This is a genomic window from Mangrovimonas sp. TPBH4 (assembly GCF_001280505.1).
Classification (GTDB): Bacteria; Bacteroidota; Bacteroidia; order Flavobacteriales; family Flavobacteriaceae; genus Mangrovimonas_A.
Genome location: NZ_LBIO01000049.1, coordinates 298,460 through 316,407, shown reverse-complemented (window position 1 = coordinate 316,407; position 17,948 = coordinate 298,460). Strand labels below are relative to the sequence as shown.

The 17,948-nt window shown below is 36.4% G+C and carries 14 protein-coding genes and 1 pseudogene; 10 read left to right on the top strand and 5 right to left on the bottom strand.

Annotation, left to right across the window (positions count from 1 at the left end; genetic code table 11):
* Positions 1–4: 4 nt before the first annotated feature.
* The 4 genes from ZA05_RS10425 to ZA05_RS10400 all read left to right on the top strand — a co-directional run bounded on the left by ZA05_RS10425 (position 5) and on the right by ZA05_RS10400 (position 4,537).
* Positions 5–679, top strand: a complete 675-nt coding sequence (locus tag ZA05_RS10425; RefSeq protein ID WP_053991666.1) for a response regulator — start codon at positions 5–7, stop codon at positions 677–679.
* A gap of 379 nt (positions 680–1,058) precedes the next feature.
* Positions 1,059–1,673 carry a hypothetical protein gene (locus ZA05_RS10420; protein ID WP_157514664.1) on the top strand — a complete coding sequence of 205 codons (615 nt, stop codon included), beginning with the start codon at positions 1,059–1,061 and terminating at the stop codon, positions 1,671–1,673.
* Between the two features lie 877 nt (positions 1,674–2,550).
* Positions 2,551–3,717, top strand: a complete 1,167-nt coding sequence (locus tag ZA05_RS10405; protein ID WP_053991625.1) for a hypothetical protein — start codon at positions 2,551–2,553, stop codon at positions 3,715–3,717.
* Positions 3,698–4,537 (top strand): hypothetical protein, encoded by an 840-nt coding sequence (locus ZA05_RS10400; protein WP_053991624.1) that lies wholly within the window; start codon positions 3,698–3,700, stop codon positions 4,535–4,537. Before ZA05_RS10405 ends, ZA05_RS10400 begins: the two co-directional genes overlap by 20 nt.
* A gap of 440 nt (positions 4,538–4,977) precedes the next feature.
* Here ZA05_RS10400 and ZA05_RS18470 read toward each other — a convergent pair.
* Positions 4,978–5,159, bottom strand: a pseudogene (locus tag ZA05_RS18470) (Fic family protein); the annotation flags it as partial.
* 364 nt (positions 5,160–5,523) lie between these two features.
* On the opposite strand from ZA05_RS18470, the gene ZA05_RS10395 reads away from it, so the two are divergent.
* The 4 genes from ZA05_RS10395 (at position 5,524) to ZA05_RS10380 (ending at position 9,675) form a co-directional block, all read left to right on the top strand.
* Entirely contained in the window at positions 5,524–5,811 is a 288-nt protein-coding gene (locus ZA05_RS10395) for a helix-turn-helix domain-containing protein (RefSeq protein WP_053991623.1), read from the top strand.
* Between the two features lie 99 nt (positions 5,812–5,910).
* A complete protein-coding gene (locus tag ZA05_RS10390) occupies positions 5,911–7,173 on the top strand; it encodes a type II toxin-antitoxin system HipA family toxin (RefSeq protein ID WP_053991622.1) in 1,263 nt (420 codons plus the stop codon).
* Positions 7,174–7,991: 818 nt separating this feature from the next.
* Positions 7,992–8,240, top strand: a complete 249-nt coding sequence (locus tag ZA05_RS10385; RefSeq protein WP_053991621.1) for a hypothetical protein — start codon at positions 7,992–7,994, stop codon at positions 8,238–8,240.
* A gap of 649 nt (positions 8,241–8,889) precedes the next feature.
* Positions 8,890–9,675 (top strand): hypothetical protein, encoded by a 786-nt coding sequence (locus ZA05_RS10380; RefSeq protein ID WP_053991620.1) that lies wholly within the window; start codon positions 8,890–8,892, stop codon positions 9,673–9,675.
* A gap of 429 nt (positions 9,676–10,104) precedes the next feature.
* On the opposite strand, the gene ZA05_RS10375 is transcribed toward ZA05_RS10380, so the two are convergent.
* Entirely contained in the window at positions 10,105–10,608 is a 504-nt protein-coding gene (locus ZA05_RS10375) for a thioredoxin fold domain-containing protein (RefSeq protein ID WP_053991619.1), read from the bottom strand.
* 251 nt (positions 10,609–10,859) lie between these two features.
* Here ZA05_RS10375 and ZA05_RS10370 point away from each other — a divergent pair, with 251 nt between their 5' ends.
* Both ZA05_RS10370 and ZA05_RS10365 read left to right on the top strand, forming a co-directional pair.
* Positions 10,860–11,303 (top strand): hypothetical protein, encoded by a 444-nt coding sequence (locus ZA05_RS10370; protein WP_053991665.1) that lies wholly within the window; start codon positions 10,860–10,862, stop codon positions 11,301–11,303.
* Positions 11,304–11,560: 257 nt separating this feature from the next.
* Positions 11,561–13,918, top strand: coding sequence for an outer membrane beta-barrel family protein (locus ZA05_RS10365; RefSeq protein WP_053991618.1), 2,358 nt, complete (start codon positions 11,561–11,563; stop codon positions 13,916–13,918).
* A gap of 18 nt (positions 13,919–13,936) precedes the next feature.
* On the opposite strand, the gene ZA05_RS10360 is transcribed toward ZA05_RS10365, so the two are convergent.
* The 3 genes from ZA05_RS10360 to ZA05_RS10350 form a co-directional block, all read right to left on the bottom strand.
* On the bottom strand, positions 13,937–14,308 hold the full coding sequence (locus tag ZA05_RS10360) for a DUF2200 domain-containing protein (protein WP_053991617.1): 372 nt from the start codon (positions 14,306–14,308) through the stop codon (positions 13,937–13,939).
* A 103-nt stretch (positions 14,309–14,411) separates the two neighbouring features.
* Positions 14,412–15,206, bottom strand: a complete 795-nt coding sequence (locus ZA05_RS10355; RefSeq protein WP_053991616.1) for a cation transporter — start codon at positions 15,204–15,206, stop codon at positions 14,412–14,414.
* A gap of 185 nt (positions 15,207–15,391) precedes the next feature.
* A complete protein-coding gene (locus ZA05_RS10350; RefSeq protein ID WP_157514660.1) occupies positions 15,392–17,779 on the bottom strand; it encodes a glycoside hydrolase N-terminal domain-containing protein in 2,388 nt (795 codons plus the stop codon).
* Positions 17,780–17,948 lie beyond the last annotated feature (169 nt).

Below are 17,948 nucleotides of genomic sequence, written 5' to 3'. Positions count from 1 at the left end.
TATTATGAACCAACTAAATGTTCTTATTGTAGATGATCATCCATTGATTGCAGATGCCTATAAAATGGCTTTTTATAAAGTAGAACAGGCATCCTCGAACTATACATTTAACATAGATTATGCCCAAGATATTGATATAGCCTATCAAAAATTTACAGATAGCCTACAATCAAATAAATTTGACTTGGTGTTTTTGGATATTAATTTGCCGTCATCTTCCGATGGGAAACTGATTTCAGGTGAGGATTTCGGAATTGAAATTAAAGACCTGGACCCAACAGTGAAGATTATTGTATCTACGATGTATAATAATAATTTCAGGATTCAAAATATTATTAAAACTGTTAACCCTGAAGGTTTTTTGATAAAGTCGGATGTGGATCCCAAAACACTTGTTGCGGCTATTGAAACAGTTTTGTCTGGTTCGCCCTATTACGATAAAACAGTTCTTAAGCTTTTTAGGTTGCAAATTTCCAGTGATATAGTGGTTGATTCCGTGGATAGGCAGATATTGCATGAACTTTCAAAAGGCACTAAAATGATAGAGTTGCCAAAAATAATTCCGTTGAGTGCTAGTGCAATTGAATACAGAAAGCGTAGGCTTAAGGAGGCGTTTAATGTTGAGGATAAGGACGATAGGGCACTGATTAACGAAGCAAAGGATAAAGGGTTTATATAAAGAGAAACCATCATGACTAGAAAAATCATGATGGTTTTTTAAATGCAATTAATTGACTTATAATGTGGCCCTAAGCAAACTTTGGGGGTTGGTTTGCTAACAATAATAATTGCTTTGTAACTAACATTGCCAAATGTAGTACAGTTCAATAGATTTCATTAAAGGATTTCCCTTTAAAAGTTAAAGGGAAATCCTTTAATCTTTTTCAGCCTATTTATATAGTTTGGTCCAAAAAATAACATTGGGCTGTTTTTGGGTTGCCCCACCCAAAGTCAAAATATGTGCAACCTGTTGAAGACTTTAAAATACTATCGGGCGAGGCTAGGTGAAAATCGAGAGAGTAGCCAATCAACTAAAAATTAAAACAGAAAAAAGTAAAATGAAAAATTTTAAAAAAATAGCACTTCTTATATTAATTATGGTTTCAATGTTTAATTGTAGTCATGATACGCAAATTGGTAATGAAGACGATAAATTTGAAAACAGTCAGATGTTGAGGGTTACATCATTAGCTTCTGATCAAGATTTTATTTTATATTTGAATAATACTAATATGCATTTAGAAGGTATTAAAGATATTGTGAAAGCAGAAGAACTATTGGAAAAAGGAGAAAATATTAGTGAACAGGAAAAAGAGGAGTTAGCTATTGCATTTGGATATAATTCTTATATTAGTTGGGCAACTTACCATGTAGACCAAAGTAGGTTACTAAAAAAAATGGATGATAAGTATGCTTTAACAGAGATGCCTATTTTGGATTTGGAAGACAACATTGCAGATGCTTTGGGGTATACAACCCAAGGTTCTTTTTGTGAGGATAGGTATAGCAATTGTTTAGCAGGAGCAATGGCCCAAGCAATAATTGCGCATGTTGGTTGTGGTTGGGCTGATCTTACAGTAGCAGCAGGAATTCTTTGTCATGGTGCTGTTTATGCATGGCATACTTCGATGAATAATGACTGTGGTTATGCTTATCATGATTGTTTAGGCTAATTATAAAATGATCCATATTCAATTATGTTAAACAGAGAAACTTTAAGTTTAATAAAAAGTTATAAGGTATTAAGGCTTATGCCTTGGTTATTATTGATATTTTATAACTTGATTGTAGAAAGATTATCTTTCTTAGGAGAGCAATCCAAATTAATTATATTGGTGATTTTCATGGTAACATCAATATGCTGTTATTTGGTTTTTAGAAATGTGTCCAGCAGTAGTAAAAATACAAAGGTTAGAGGGGGGATTTTAATTCTAGCAATTTTGATTAGTTTTCTAACAACATTGTTTATTTATATGAAGTTGTAAATATTTTTAGAGAATATAATTCTGAAACCTAACTTGTGGTAACATAGATGTTTGGCAGTCATTCATACTTTAAGGGTGTGAGTGGCTTCCTTTTTTTTGATTTTCTGAAGATCGTTGACTTCAGTTGCAGTCAATTCAATGGTTCAAACCCAAAATCAACTGTTCAATCAACTGTTCAGTCAACTGTTCAAATGGAAAATCAACTGTTCGATTGGTGATGACAATTGTAGTCAAAAAGTAGTTTTAGCTAAAAATGGTTACAAACGTACCCAAATTTGGGGTCGTTGCAACGGTCGAACAACAATCGTTGCAACGTTTATAGCAATAATCATTGTGTTATAAACTGCTTTCCCGAATTTATATACTTAGGGTGATTGCTACCTTGCCTTAATTTTCTGTTGATTATTGAGTTCAATTGTTGTCAAATCAATGGATCAAATAATTTCAATACACAAAATATGGTAATATTTATTAAGGATTTCCCTTTAACTTTTAAAGGGAAATCCTTAATATGAAGCTTTTGTTTTTGACTATTATTGGAGTTGTAAACCAATAAAATTTTATAATGAAAGCAAATTTTAATTTTTTCACAATGCTCTTTCTTGGAGCTTTGTTTTTTGCTTCTTGTGAGGAAGATAATTTTTCAAAAGAAGAGGAAGGTAAAGTAGATACTTCTGTTGAAACTATGCAGAAAGTAAGTAGTTATTTTGGCAGTATTGAGTCATTGTCAATTAATAATGGTACAAATTGTACCAATAATATTCTAATGTTTCCTAGTTGGGATGTATATTGGCAAACGGTAGATCAGCTTGATGATATGATTGATTCGTATTGTGATGCATTTGATGCAACTGTTCCAAGTGGTATCTCAGATGATCAGTATGATGCACTGGCTGATGCAGCAGGTTTTGATGAAGACGATAAGCTTGTACAATTTGAATCAGATTTGGAATTTTGCTCGCTCCGTGCTAATATTGTCGCCTTGGAGGAGATATGGTTAGATCAACAAGGTGATGGTTTGTGGGATCCTACTACTGATCCAGATAATCATTTTATTGATGATGAAACTGAAAGAGCCTTATTGAGTGTTAATGCAGAAGTTTTGATTGGAGATAAGTCTAATTTTGTTTATTACAAATTTTTGGATGACAATGGTAATTATATAGAAGTTCATAATAATGATCAACAGGCTATGGCCCAGGTGGGTAGTGGTAACGTTCCTTCAGGGAATCCAAATGTAGTAGTTGTTGAAGAGCAAAGAATAGATCCCCCAAGTGGATGTAAATACAAAGTGAAGGAAGTTGGCTATCATTATGATGATGCAAATGGAAAAAGACTTAAACAAATTAGCAAAATTAGAAGAGAATTTGGAAATGTATATGGAACATCCGTAATTTCCAAAAGTAGAATAAAGGCTAAAACCAAGGGGTATAGGAAGAAGAATGGAAAGTGGAAAAATAGAAGAACATGGATTACGGCAGGAATTGATGGAGCGATAGTTGAATCAGATGGTATTGGATATAATGCCTGTCAGTCTATTGTTGACCCAATAAAAAAGATTAAGGAAAAGAGAAGAAGGAGAGTGAAAGCGAAAATGACTATTGAACCCTTTGATGGAACTCTTCCTGACTTACAGTATCTGAGTGTTAAGGATAATAAGTTGTATAGCCTTCATAAACAGGGGCAAATTTTAATAATAAACAAGGATTTTTATGATATGCCAATTGATTAAGGCTAAAGTTGCAAGCATATTGCTTGCAACTTTTTTTTGTGTTTTTACTTATGCACAGGAGGCGGAGTTTCTTTACCAAAGGGACTTTTCTAAAGTAAGTATAGTACTTCAGCCAGCACTCCAAACAGGTAATTTGTCTCAAAACTATGATCATAGCACTTATCCTTCATTGGATTTTAAGGATTCGTTTTCGTTTCAATTTGGGTTTTACTTTAATTTTGCACAAGCAGGCAATTTCAATTTTAAAACAGGAGTAATTGCAAAGCCTTTTAAATCGTATTTTGATATTAATATTAAAAATGAAGATTTAGGTGTGTCTGAGCAAATGGATTTTTCATCGGTTCTTAAAGGCGTAGATCCATTAAATACTTATATGTTTTCTATTCCATTCAAGCCTGAATACTTTTTAAAGCTGAATGAAAAGTTGAATGCCGTGTTTGGCCTTGGAGTTAATTTGAATCTAACATTGGGAGAAGAGGATGTCTATGTGTCATTTGATTTGCCAAATGAAGGAGGAACTGAGGTTAATCGAATTTTTAATTCAGTAATAGAAACAACAAGTATAACCATTTCGGGAGAAATGTCGATAGGGGTTAATTATGACTTTGATTTTGCATTGGTTCAAGTCGCTCTTTTTTACAATGATAATTTATTTAGGACAGCGGAAGGACGGTATGTCATTGGGAATTTGGATGAAGCCGAAAATTTGCAAGGAATAGAAAATAAAGAAGGTTTTTTTGATGTTCAAGGAGATTATTATGGAGTGTCCTTTTTGTTAACTCCTAAAAAAAGTTGGTTTAAAAGAAAGAAGGATGATTAAGCTGTTTTGTAGTTGTCTTTGACAACAGCTGTAGTCAATTCAATGGTTCAAACCCAAAATCAACAGTTCAATCAACAGTTCAAATGGAAAATCAACTGTTCGATTGGTGATGACAATTGCGGTCAAAAAATGCTTTTTGGCTAAAAATGGTTGCAAACGTACCCAAATTTTGGGTCGTTGCAACGGTCGAACAACAATCGTTGCAACGCTTCAGCAACGATCGTTGCAGTGTAAACATGTTCCTGACTATATATTATTGGGTTAGATTTTCTCTAAATTTATAGAGCAAAACTTTACCAAAGTGTAATTCCTGTTGGACTGTATCCCCCAAGGCGATGGCTTTGGTAATTGTTTTGTAATACATTTTTAGGGAAGGCTACAAGATTACTGCCTCAATTTTAGATTTTTCCAATGATTATTGACTTCACTTGTTGTCAATTCTGTTCTTCGGTCAATGTATTGCCCTCTATTTTCAGTGAAGAGGGAATAGTCTTGATTTTATTCTGTTTCCTTAGTTTGGAGATGGTCTATTTAGAAAGTTGGCATTGACCTCTCCAATCTTTTCGGAAATTGAAGCTATCAACTTTAGGATTTTAGTGGTTATTTCGTAAGGAGGCTTCATTTTGATAGTATCATTTGATAGTATGAAAGATATGTTGATTAATTAAGCTGTAGCAGTCTAGTGAGAATTTTTATTGGTGAATGGGAATGAAGCTTAAGTTTGAAACCTACTTTTTTATAGAAGATTTTTTGGCAGGATTGTTTTTTTTGTCTTTCATAGGATATGGTACTAAAAGGATGAATTTTTAGGTAACGTATTTTGTGAAAATTCACTCATCATATGGCGCTACAAATGGCAATTCACACACAGAATGAGGTTCTCTGGTGTGTCCAATGCACAATCTAATAAAGATCAATGCGAAAAAAAACTGATTGTTATTTCAATCAAAAATTATACATTTGTATGAAATAACAATCATTTCATTATGAGTAAAAAGAAGCAAATACTGTTTCCTAAACACAAAGAAGTGCTCAAACAGATGGGGGAGAACATAAAATTGGCACGGAAGCGAAGGAAATTAACTCAGGAGCAAGTTGCTGAAAGAGCAGATATTGTAAGGAGTACTTTGTATCTAATAGAAACGGGAAGCCCAAGTGTAACAATAGGCGCTTATTTCAATGTACTGCGGGTGCTGGGGCTTCAAGACGATTTTTTGAAGATAGCAGCCGACGATGAATTTGGTAGAAAGCTTCAAGATCTCGATTTAATATAAAGTCATTTTCTAACTCTCACCTAGAACTTGGTTTGTGTTGAGCTTGTCCAAACATCGAAGGGTAGTGAAGTAATCTGTTAAAAACAAGAGAAATAAAATATGGCAACTGGTAAACAAGACATATACATTTATGCCCACTGGAAAGGATTGGGGGAACCCCAATTAATAGGGGTGTTATCCGCTCTATTGGCGAAGGGTAAAAAGGCTTTTAGTTTCGAGTATGACAAAGTTTGGTTGAAGTCCAAACAGCAAATGTTATTAGACCCCGATATCCAATTCTTTAGTGGCCCGCAATATCCAAACAATAAAGAAAACTTTGGAGTATTTCTGGACAGTATGCCAGATACTTGGGGTAAAACCTTAATGAAAAGACGAGAAGCCCAACGTGCTAAAGAGGCTAACGAAACACCTAATACGCTTTACGAAATTGATTTTCTTTTAGGCGTGTATGATGAAAGCCGAATGGGAGCTTTACGTTTTAAGACAGATAAAGAAGGTGCTTTTTTGGACAATAGTGAACACAGTCCTACACCGCCTTGGTCTTCCATAAGGGAATTGCAGGAAGCGGCAAGAAATCTGGAGAACGATGATGCTAACGAAGAAATTAAAAAGTGGATTGCCATTTTGATGGCACCAGGGTCTTCTTTAGGGGGAGCAAGACCAAAAGCAAATGTTTTGGACGAAAGTGGAGAGCTCTGGATAGCTAAGTTCCCTGCTAAAAATGATATAATTGATAAAGCAGCGTGGGAGTTCTTGGCTTATCGACTCGCACTAAAAGCAGGCATTGAAATGGCTCCTTCAAAAATTGAAAAAATTATAGGGCCCTACAAAACCTTTTTTACCAAAAGGTTTGATAGAGAGCATGGCCAGCGTATTCATTTTGCTTCGGCTATGACCATGACAGGAAATAATGAAGACACAATCAGGGATAATCCTGCCAGCTACTTGGAGTTGGCAGAATTCATCCAAAATAACGGAGCTATGGTAAGTGACAATTTAGAACAGCTATGGCGAAGGATAGTATTTAACATAGCCATTTCAAACACCGATGACCATTTGCGGAACCATGGTTTTATACTTACCGATCAAGGGTGGATATTATCTCCTGCTTACGACTTAAACCCGTCCATAGACAAATACGGTTTAGCGCTCAACATAGATATGGATAACAATGCTTTGGATTATGATCTAGCGAAAAGCGTAGGGGAATTTTTTCGTTTAGACAACCAAAAAATGGATGAAATTATTAAAGAAGTGCTGTCGGTAGTATCTACTTGGCAAAAGGTTGCTGAAGAAATTGGAATTTCTAATAAAGAACGGGATTTAATGTCAAAAGCGTTTAATCTAAACATTGGTAATTAGAAGATTTGCCAGTTTTAAACAGAATAAAAAAGATGGTGCACTCCATAAATTTTGAGCGCAAAAGGAATGGATAAGATATATTATTGTAGGCATTAATTTTAAGGATATTGAATTTTAAATCTTAAGCAGTGTTGTCATTGCAAAATAAAAGCTGCAATATTCCTGAATTTTGTTGTCAATATTGGGGGCAAGTTTGCAAATCTCTTTAGTTTTTGTCTGTTTTTGGGTACGGTTGAAAAGTCGGCAGACGGATGTTATTGATTTGAACCATAAAAAGGGCATTAAGGTTTCTTGAGAAATTATACGTAAAATAAACGTTTGTTTTACGTATAATTGAGTTGTTTTAATTAGAATGTTGTTATGATGACTACAAAAGAGGTCGTAAACAAGCTAGAATCGATGGGCTAATTCGTTTTATTACAATTACTATAAAAAGGTGGAAAGTAGTAGAAAGAAAATAAAAATACCAAGCGAAACAAACAAGATATAGATAATGTATTTCATGGGTGGATTTGAAGTTGTAAAACATGAATTTCGATGCTGAAATTTTTATTTGTTTCAGTGGGGAGTAGGTATAAAAAATCTTTTATATTTGAGTAAGAAAAATTAAGTCTAATCAGACATCAAACTGAATACGTTTCGAATACGAAAACGAATACGATTTTATAAATTAGGAGGCTTGAAACCCTTGTGAAATGGGGTTTTGAATTTTTGGTTTCGAACTCATAACCCGAAGGTCACTGGTTCGAGTCCAGTTCCCTCTACTAATTGGAAATCATCCAGATAAGCAGTTTAGTTCACTCTAAACTGCTTTTTTTATGTCGAATTTGAATGAATTGGTTACATTAGAACACGAAAGTGAGCACGTTTTAGAACACGATTTGCCTACCGAAAAATTATTTTCCACCCCCAAAATCCACACCGCCAATGGAGATTTGAGCAAGCGCTGGTATGTATACTTTTCCTTTAGAGACCCTAAGACGAATAAACTCACTGGGCAGTCTCCAATTTACGCCAGTGCCAACCGTTACAAGACCAAGGAGGAGCTATATGGCCTTTTGGTATAATTGTTCCTGTAAGGTGCAATAGCCCTAATACAACCGTCTAGAGGGAGTCCGGTGTCAGAAATGATGACTCTTGGGGCAATATCTATCCGTCTTAAGTTATAAGTGTTTATGATTACAATGAATGGAAAGGGTATTTGATGCTTAAACTTCTAGATCAACTGCTATTTCTTCGCCCGAATTGTTTGGGTTGACTTTTATGATGGGATCTTCAGTATCTACGTAGTATAAATTGGAATAGGCTAAATCCTGAGAATAAATCGAGCTTATTGGATTGTTTTCAAATTGGGTGCCGTTTTGGGGTGTTCGTTTTATTTTTCCATGAGTGCTGTAATATAATTCTCCTTTTAAAGGAAATATTCCTAGGGGTCTTACATTGTTTATTTCGAAAGGACAATACCATTTTCAGGATTTAATTTATATATCTTTTCGGGCCTGTAGCCGACAAGCCATAGAGATTATTCGTCAAAATCCCTACCCCTGTCCCTTCGAGCAATACTGATGCAGGAAACATTGTATCCAAAATCACTACTCATTATTAGTGACTTGTTTATAACTTGTTAATAATTTGTAGTATTTTTCTTAAACTGCATAAAGCTGAATAACTAGTTTTAGTCCAACTAAAAACCACTAAATTTTAAATAAAAACCAGATGAAAAAAACAATCAACCTTCTTACTGTAATAGGGATATTACTTATTTCCTCTTGTTCTAATAACGACTCTAATAATGAGGATTTTAATGTTTGTAATTCAGTAATAGAGGACACCTCTCAATCCCAAGAAAGTTTTGCAAATGCAGATTCAGATGACTATACTGAACTATGTGAAGATTACAAAGCTGATTTACAAATTCAAATAGAGTTATGTGGTGATGAGGATGGAACTTTACAAGCTGCTATAGATGCTTTAGGAAGCTGTGAACAAAATAGTAGTGTTGCATTAATGACAGCAAATTTAGATGGCGTACAATATAATGACATGAAACCTAATGGGTTTAATCAATTTGAAGATGCAATTGATATGGCTACTTTTTCGGGTTTTAATGATTATGACTATATCAAATTACAAGGTAATAGCACATACGCACAAATCATACCCGATAATACAAGCAAAGAAATTAATATATATATACCTGAGAATGCTTGGCAAGAAGGTACTTATAATTTAGCACCCTACCCAACCAGTGATGAATACAGTTATGGAATTGTACCTCACATAGATATCATATTCTTTTACGAAAATAATATACAAGGCTATGAAGGTGAGTTAGGAGGAACAATAACTATAACCAATTTCGATCTTGTAAGTAGAATAATTACTGGAACATTTGAATTTCAATACATAAAGGTAAACAATAATACAGAAGAAGTGTCTGGCCCATTCAACTGTATTAATGGTACATTTAATTACTCATTGGATGAAGACTATTTTGATTAAGTCTTGGGGAAGCAAATAAAAGCGCGAACCCATGGAGCTATATGCAAACAGTTAGTTTCTTTGGTGTTTAATTTTTGAGTTTTTATGCATACCTTTTATTAAATTTGATATAAACCAGAGTACACGATGGCGTACATGGTTTAGCAAAAAATAGCATCAATAGTGGTAAAATTCGGGGTAGTTTTCAAACTACTCATAACCCGAAGGTCACTGGTTCGAGTCCAGTTCCCGCTACTAATTGGAAATCATCCAGATAAGCAGTTTAGTTCATACTAAACTGCTTTTTTTATGTCGAATTTGAATGAATTGGTTACATTAGAACACGAAAGTGAGCTCGTTTTAGAACACGATTTGCCTACCAAAAGACTTTTTTTAACCAAAGGTCAATCGCATAAATAGTAAACTTTCTTTAGGCTCCGCAAGTCATAATCAGGAACCATTCTCACCCAAATTTTCAAGCATTTCTAGGAATTTTGTTTTTCCAATCTTACCAACTGCGTAGTTAAGTACGTTTCCTTGAGAATCGGTAAAAATTGTTATTGGTGTACCTCCAATTTTATAATGCTTTACCAGTTCTTTTGCATTGGGGTCATCAATATTGATCATTACTGGTACAACTTGTGAATTAATGGCCTTCATGACTTCCTTATCTGCAAACACTTCACGCTTCATAATTCGGCATGGCACACACCAATCCCCTGTAAAAAATAGCAGCATGTTCTTGTTGGAATCGGTGGCGAGTTTCTTGGCCGAAACCATATTGTCTGCCCAGGCCACATCATTGGATGGTACATAAAATGAATACCATGCATAGCCAAGAGAAACCACAAGAAAGGTGAGCCAAAACCATCTCCAAAATGGATGGGACTTCGTTTTTTTAACTTCAGGGGAACTGCTCGATGACTTGGCGGGATGATTGTCTGTTTTTTTCATAACGCATATAATTGTTTAAAGATAGCTAAGAAAATTGACTTATTCTTTTAGGAATGGTTTTTTGAGAGAGAGTGAATATGGACTGTGAAACAGAATAAGAACAGTTCCTAATTTGGAGCTGTTTTTTGTGGGCGTTCAAATTTGATTAACTTTAATCGATATGTACTCGGTGAATTAGTGAATTGATAGGATGTTTAAATTTTCTATGTCGTTGATGATATAATAGACAAGTGAAACCAACCAAAAGTATCATGAAAAATAACAAGCTATTGTTGCGGGCCTCCGGAATCTACCTTCTTATTGGGTTGCTTTTGGCCTGGTCTCTGATAGGAGTTTATACAGACGTGCCACTAGCACGATCCATATTTCCTGGTGATCCGCAACGAGTATTACAAGGGCATATAGATTTTTTATTAATGACTGCCTTGATATTGGGGGTGTCAGCAGCAAGACTGTCTCTAGCTTGGCACGTGCAATGGGCTATGGTAATTGGAGCCTTTACCAATTCAAGTATTTTTCTTGCATTTGCCATGATGCCAACTATAGACCCTCGTTCTGAGGTGTTTTTGCCAGAATCCACGGCAAACTTAATTTCGCACTATAGCATAAGGCTTAGTTTTATTATAACCACTTATGGCTTTGGTGGTGCAGGAATAGGTTTGATTAGGTCAACGTTTTTGAAAAAGGAACTTTAGTCGTAGCTTGGCCTTTAAAAAGACTCTATTATTTAGTTGGCTTAAATATCATTTCTCTATTTAACTTTCTCATAAAACTATCGAGTTCTGTGTGCTTAAGTGTAACCGAACATGCTCAAAAGCATAGAAATAACCTACCGACAAAATTTTACCTATTTTATATATGTCAGGAGTAGATCAATTGTTTAAAGAAAACTAAAGGATATCTCTTTTTTATTTTGGAATTTTGCAGTCCGATAATTTTGACTTTTAACAACATGAAAATTTTTCAGCTAATAAGCATATTCTTCTTTGTTGTTTCAGGAATTCAAGCCCAACAGATTAAGGTTGTGGGTAGTATACTTGAAGCCAATACACAGCAACCCATTCCATATGCCACTGTTGTTGTAAAGTCCTTGGAGTCGCAAAGCTTAATTTCGGGAACTACAAGTGACGAAAATGGTTTGTTTGAAATGAGAATAGATGCGCCAAATGTAGCATTTGAAGTCTCGTTTATGGGGTATCTTCCGGTTACAATCACCGAATTTAAAGTAATAAAGCATCAAATAGATTTGGGCGTTATTTTAATGGAAGAGGATGCCGAACAATTGGATGAAGTCGTGGTTAAAGGTGAGGTGTCCAAAACCGTTTTTAAATTGGACAAGCGAATTTTCAATGTGGGTTCAGATATAAGCAGCACGGGCGTAAGTGCTCTAGAGGTATTGAACAATGTCCCTTCTGTAAATGTAAATATAGAAGGGGAAGTAAGCCTACGCGGTAGCAGTGGGGTGCAAATATTAATCAATGGAAAACCATCGGTACTTGCAGACCAATCTGGGAACGCCTTGGGAACTATAACTGCAGACATGATAGAGAGCATAGAGGTGATAACCAATCCATCGGCAAAATACGAGGCTTCGGGAACCACCGGTATTTTGAATATTATTCTGAAAAAAGAGGAAAAAAAGGGATGGAATGGCTCTATTTCAGCCAATACAGGCGTGCCGGACAACCATAGTATTGGCGGAAGTATAAACCGCAGGACAGAGAAATTCAACTTGTTTTCTCAGTTTGGAGTTGGCTACCGTTCCTTACCAAGGGATACGGAAGCCGACAATAGAAACCTGGCCACTAATGAAACCATTTATAGCTTTGGTGAGGATTTTAGAAATGAAGCGTTTTTCAATATTACCCTTGGCACAGACTATCATTTAAACGAATTGAACGTACTTACCCTTTCGGGGAATTTTGCCTATGAAATTGAAGACCAGCCCTCCCAAACAAATTATAGTCATTTTATCGAAGATGACTTAATTTCAAAGTGGGTAAGAAATGAAACCACCGACGCAACAAACCCAAAATGGCAGTACGAGTTCAATTGGAAAAAAACCTTCGAAAACAATGAAGACCATACCTTTCAGTTGAGCGCTTTAGGAAGTTTTTTTGGCAAGGATCAATCTTCAAAATTTACGGATACAACCCTTGAAGGCGATAATGTTGATAGCAACCAACGTACTGCCACCAATTTCCAACAGGCAGATTATACTTTTAAAGCAGATTATGTAAATCCTATCACCAAAGTTATTACCATAGAAACCGGAGCTCAATATGTTATTAATGATGTGGGCAATGATTTTGAAGTGCAGGATTTTGTAAATGATGCCTATGTAACAAATGAGGACCTGACCAATAATTTTGAATGGAACCAAAAGGTGTTGGGCGTATATGCTACTGGCGCCTATGAGAATGATACTTGGGGTGTAAAGGCTGGTTTGAGGGTTGAGAATACAGACCTTAATACCTTGTTGACGACTACCAATGAGGGGAATTCCAAAAATTTCACCAATTTATTTCCAACATTCCACAGCTCATACAAATTCAGTGAAGACTTTTCCTTGCAAGGGGGCTATTCAAGACGGATTTTTAGGCCTCGTTTATGGGATTTAAATCCCTTTTTCAACATTAGGAACAACTTTAATATTTTCACAGGAAACCCAGATCTGCAACCAGAATTTACAGGTTCTTACGAGCTTACAAGTATTTATAAAATAGGAAAGGCTTCGTTAAGCTCCAGCCTTTACCACCGCTATACAACAGATGTGGTAGAGCGTGTATCTACTTTTGAGGATAACGTTACCTTCACAACACCACAAAATATAGGTACCAACTCAACTGTTGGCTTTGAAACCAATGGGAAATATAGCCCAGCCAAATGGCTTACCCTTACGGGTGATTTCAATTTTAACTACTTTGAGCGTAAAGGGGATTTCGAAGATCAGGTTTTTGATTTTACAGGCAATCAATGGTCAACCCGTTTGGGGACTAAAATTGGCTTGCCTGCTGATTTTGATCTGGAAATTACGGGAAACTACCAATCGGGGTTTAAAACCGTTCAAGGAGAACAAAGCGGTTTTGCTTTTATGGATTTGGGACTTCGCAAAAAGATATTCAAGGGGAAGATTGTTGCAAATTTAGGAATCCGGGATGTGTTTGCTTCAAGAATCCAGGAGCGGTATGTTTATCAAACCGCATTTGAATCTTACAATTTTGGTTTGCGTGGTCGCTTTGTTACGTTTGGGATCAGTTATGGTTTTGGTAAAGGTGAAGCCATGACCTATTCGGGGAGAAGAAGATAACAAGGAAAAGCATTTTTTTTATTGCTTTTCCTCTCGTAAAATTTTCTCCATTTTACGACCTTTTGCCAATTCATCAACTAACTTATCTAGGTACCTTGCCTGTCTATACAGGTCAAAGTCGATTTCTTCTATGCGGTAACCACAAATCACACCTTTGATGAGGTGGGCATTTGGATGTAATTTTGCTCTTTGAAAAAACGTTTCAAATGTGACCTTTTCTTGGATGAGCTCCTGCAATTTGGCTTCATTGAATCCGGTGAGCCATTCTATTACTTTGTGGAGTTCATCTTTTGTTCTGCCTTTTTTCTCCACCTTGGTGACATAATGGGGGTAGACGGAGGCAAATATCATTTTGGCAACTTTTTCATTTTTCTCGGCGGTAACCTTCATAGTTTATATGGTTTTAGTTTTGAATAACTTGTTGTTGGTTAAAGATAATGTTTTTAGCTTTTTAAGGGACCTAGCTATAGGTTTAGCTCTTGTTGAGGTTAGTTCATTTACCCAATTTCAATATTCTGAAAGCTCCCTGAACAACCAAAACAAAAACTATCGTTCCTATGATCAAATCAGGTTTGCTTGAATTCAACCAATTTACAAGAAGTCCAGCAATGATTACGCCTAAGTTGATAATCACATCATTTGAAGTGAAAATCATGCTCGCTCTCATATGGGCTTCTTCTTTACTTTTTGACTTTTGTAAAATATATAGACAGATCCCGTTTGCGATTAGGGCGAAAAAAGAAACGATGATCATGGTTGAAAACTCTGGAAGTTTTTCTGCTCCAAAGAATCTCCTCAACACCTCTATAAATCCTATAATTGCAAGGGTAATTTGAAAATATCCAGCAAGTTTAGCAATTCGTTTTTTCTTAATTAATGTGCCGCCAACGGCAAATAGGCTTATGCCATACACAAAACTGTCCGCAAGCATATCCAAACTGTCCGCAACCAATCCCATCGACTTGGAGAAGATTCCTGTTGTCATTTCGATTAGAAAAAAAGCAAAGTTTATTCCCAGTACGGTCCAGAGTAGCTTTTTCTGGTTTGCGTGTTCCTTAAATTCTGTTTGGTCGGTTTGTTCAGTTGAAATTTTCTTTCCGCCTAACTTTAAGTCGAGAACCGATTTTTCGATTTGGTCGGTTTCTCCGCTGTGAAAAACTGTCAATTTCCGATTTGGTATGTCAAAGTCCAAATTCGCTATGCTTGAAATTGCGTCTAATTTCATTCGGATTAGATTTTCCTCAGAAGGGCAATCCATTTTTGTAATTTCAAATATTGTTTTAAACATTTAATTGTTTTTCGATCTTAAACATTAAGTACAAAAGCCCTTGTAGGATTTTCTAGTTAAGAAACCAAGATAGTAAAAGTGTTGGATTATTCTTTAGTTAAAATCTGAAGCAGTTGGTTCTACAAGCTATTGCGTTGTGTTTCTAAATCTCATGTTATCTGTATTCGGATTTTATTTTTTAATTTTTATGGAGTCCCATATATTTCAATGACATCACCTGGCTTTGTTTCTATATCGTATTCAAAAGTTGTTTTCAAAGCTTCCTGCTCAAACATCTCATTGGAATGATCCAAATGTTCTTTATTACGTCGTGTAAGAAAATATGGATTGGGATTTTCTCCTTGAGCTATTGTGGCTCCTTCAATTTTTAGGGGAACATAAGAGCGAATGCGACAGGTTCCGCCAAGTGAAGATTTTAATTTGGCAGATTTCAAACTTCCTTTTTCCCAGCTAATGTTTACTTCAAATCCACCTCTTGCTTTTAAGCCGTTTATATCACCATTCAACCAACTATCTGGAAGTGCCGGAAGGAGATGGATGGCTCCATCATGACTTTGCAGCAACATTTCTGTAATTCCAGAGGTGCAGCCAAAATTACCATCTATTTGGAAAGGCGGATGTGCATCAAATAAGTTGGGGTAAGTGCCTCCTTTTTGACTGCCATCTTCTTGGATGGAAGGGGTAAGTTGATCTGTAATTAATTTTAGGGCATGGTTGCCATCAAGTAATCGCGCCCAGAGGTTTACTTTCCATCCCATAGACCATCCCGTAGATTCATCTCCACGTGCTAGTAAGGAAGTTCTTGCCGCAGCAAATAGCTCTGGAGTTCTATATGGGGAAATTTGATTGGAAGGATAGAGTCCATACAGATGTGAAACATGCCTGTGCTTGTCATCTTCTTTGTCCCAATCCTGCATCCACTCTTGTAGCTGTCCCCAATTGCCAATTTGCATTGGAGCTAATCTGTGAACTAAAGTTTGGAGACTATCCGCATAGGGTTTGTCAATATCAAGAATGTTTGAAGCTTCTATAACATTTTGAAAAGCATCAAAGACCAGTTGATTGTCCATTGTGGTGCCACCCGCAATACTTGTACTTGGGTGGTGGGCGTTCTCAGGAGACATGGAGGGGCATACAATCATCCAGTTGGTTTTTGGTTCTTCAACCAGAATGTCCTTATAGAACAAAGAGGCACCTTTTAAAGTCTTATAGTTTTCTTTTAGAAAAGTTTCATCTCCAGTATATAAGTAGTGGTACCAAAGATGTTGGCTAAGCCAAGCGCCACCCATAGGCCAAAGTCCGTAGTAGCCACCGTCTACAACGCCGGAAATTCGCCAAATGTCTGTATTGTGGTGAATGTTCCAGCCTCTGGCTCCGTACATTTTTGAGGCCGATTCCTTTCCGGTATTCGAAATATCACCGATAAGACTGAACAATGGCTGGTGCAATTCAGAAAGGTTGGTGGGTTCTGCCGGCCAGTAATTCATTTCGGTATTAATGTTTACGGTATACTTGCTGTCCCAAGGAGGATCAATTCTGTTGTTCCAAAGGCCTTGTAGGTTTGCAGCTTGGGTGCCTGGCTGTGAGCTTGAGATTAGCAGGTAGCGTCCAAATTGATAATATAGGGCTATCAGCTGTGGGTCATTCCCCGTTTTAAATTCTTTTAAACGTACATCCGTTGGATTATTTATAGAATCGGTGCTTCCTAAGTTGATGGAAACCCTATCAAAATAGTTTTTGTATGCATTGGTATGAGCTTGTTGAAGTAGGGGAAAGTCTTTTGAAAATGCCGATTCCAAAATGCTTTCTGCTTTTTCACTGGCATCAATGGATATATCCTTATAGGTTTTGAAATTGGTGGCAATAGACACATAAATTAGAAGTTTGTCTGCATTGGAAACTTCAAGCGTGCTGTCTGTGGAGGATACTTTGCCACCAGTTACTTTGGGTTTTACAATAGAGGTAAATTTTACTTTGCCTTGTTTGTTTTCAACATCACTTCCTGTGCCGAATAGCCAAAGAGCGTCATTTTCAACTTTTATGAATTGTTTTTCATGAGGACTGTTGATGGCTATGGAACACGAGATAGAAGCGGGGGTATTTGAGGTGATTTCAACGGCTATGATATCGTCTGTGAGCGATGAAATCACCTTTCTTTGATAGGTGACCCCATTGGAGGTATAGCTAACACTGGCAATAGCTTCGGAGATATCTAGGGACCTTTTGTAATTGGAGATATCTTCATGGTCGGGGAATTTGATCTGCAGATTCCCTACTGGCTGGTAGCGCATGCCGTAATTATTGCTTTTGCCTGCACGGCGAGGAAGCTGGGTATTGGCAAGCTCTTGAGCCTCCTTATACTTGCCTTCAAAAATTAGTTGACGAATTTTTGGCAATTGCTCTTTAAATTCAGGTTGGATATTGTTGCCCGGTTCTCCAGACCATAGTGTTTCTTCGTTAAGCTGGATGTTTTCAGTTTCTGTTCCTCCAAATACCATGGCGCCTAATCGGCCATTGCCAATGGGAAGGGCTTCTTCCCAAATTTTGGCAGGTTGATTATACCATAGGGTCATTGGGTTTGAGTTGCTCTTTGTTTTAGGGCTTGTACTTGGGGTACACGCTATTGAAGATATAGCTAGAGAAGCAAGAATCAGTAAATATAAAGGGATGGTATAAAATGAATTTTTCATGGGGATTTTCTATAAATAGTAGGTAACTGTTTGTATATGGTTGCGTTGCATG

What these genes read in the sequence shown, in the direction of transcription:
- ZA05_RS10400 (WP_053991624.1), top strand. Translation starts at nt 3,698, where the DNA reads ATGATATGCCAATTGATTAAGGCTAAAGTTGCAAGCATATTGCTTGCA.
- ZA05_RS10385 (WP_053991621.1), top strand. Translation starts at nt 7,992, where the DNA reads ATGTCGAATTTGAATGAATTGGTTACATTAGAACACGAAAGTGAGCAC.
- ZA05_RS10425 (WP_053991666.1), top strand. Translation starts at nt 5, where the DNA reads ATGAACCAACTAAATGTTCTTATTGTAGATGATCATCCATTGATTGCA.
- ZA05_RS10395 (WP_053991623.1), top strand. Translation starts at nt 5,524, where the DNA reads ATGAGTAAAAAGAAGCAAATACTGTTTCCTAAACACAAAGAAGTGCTC.
- ZA05_RS10355 (WP_053991616.1), bottom strand. Translation starts at nt 15,206, where the DNA reads ATGTTTAAAACAATATTTGAAATTACAAAAATGGATTGCCCTTCTGAG.
- ZA05_RS10390 (WP_053991622.1), top strand. Translation starts at nt 5,911, where the DNA reads ATGGCAACTGGTAAACAAGACATATACATTTATGCCCACTGGAAAGGA.
- ZA05_RS10360 (WP_053991617.1), bottom strand. Translation starts at nt 14,308, where the DNA reads ATGAAGGTTACCGCCGAGAAAAATGAAAAAGTTGCCAAAATGATATTT.
- ZA05_RS10350 (WP_157514660.1), bottom strand. Translation starts at nt 17,779, where the DNA reads ATGACCCTATGGTATAATCAACCTGCCAAAATTTGGGAAGAAGCCCTT.
- ZA05_RS10405 (WP_053991625.1), top strand. Translation starts at nt 2,551, where the DNA reads ATGAAAGCAAATTTTAATTTTTTCACAATGCTCTTTCTTGGAGCTTTG.
- ZA05_RS10380 (WP_053991620.1), top strand. Translation starts at nt 8,890, where the DNA reads ATGAAAAAAACAATCAACCTTCTTACTGTAATAGGGATATTACTTATT.
- ZA05_RS10375 (WP_053991619.1), bottom strand. Translation starts at nt 10,608, where the DNA reads ATGAAAAAAACAGACAATCATCCCGCCAAGTCATCGAGCAGTTCCCCT.
- ZA05_RS10370 (WP_053991665.1), top strand. Translation starts at nt 10,860, where the DNA reads ATGAAAAATAACAAGCTATTGTTGCGGGCCTCCGGAATCTACCTTCTT.
- ZA05_RS10420 (WP_157514664.1), top strand. Translation starts at nt 1,059, where the DNA reads ATGAAAAATTTTAAAAAAATAGCACTTCTTATATTAATTATGGTTTCA.
- ZA05_RS10365 (WP_053991618.1), top strand. Translation starts at nt 11,561, where the DNA reads ATGAAAATTTTTCAGCTAATAAGCATATTCTTCTTTGTTGTTTCAGGA.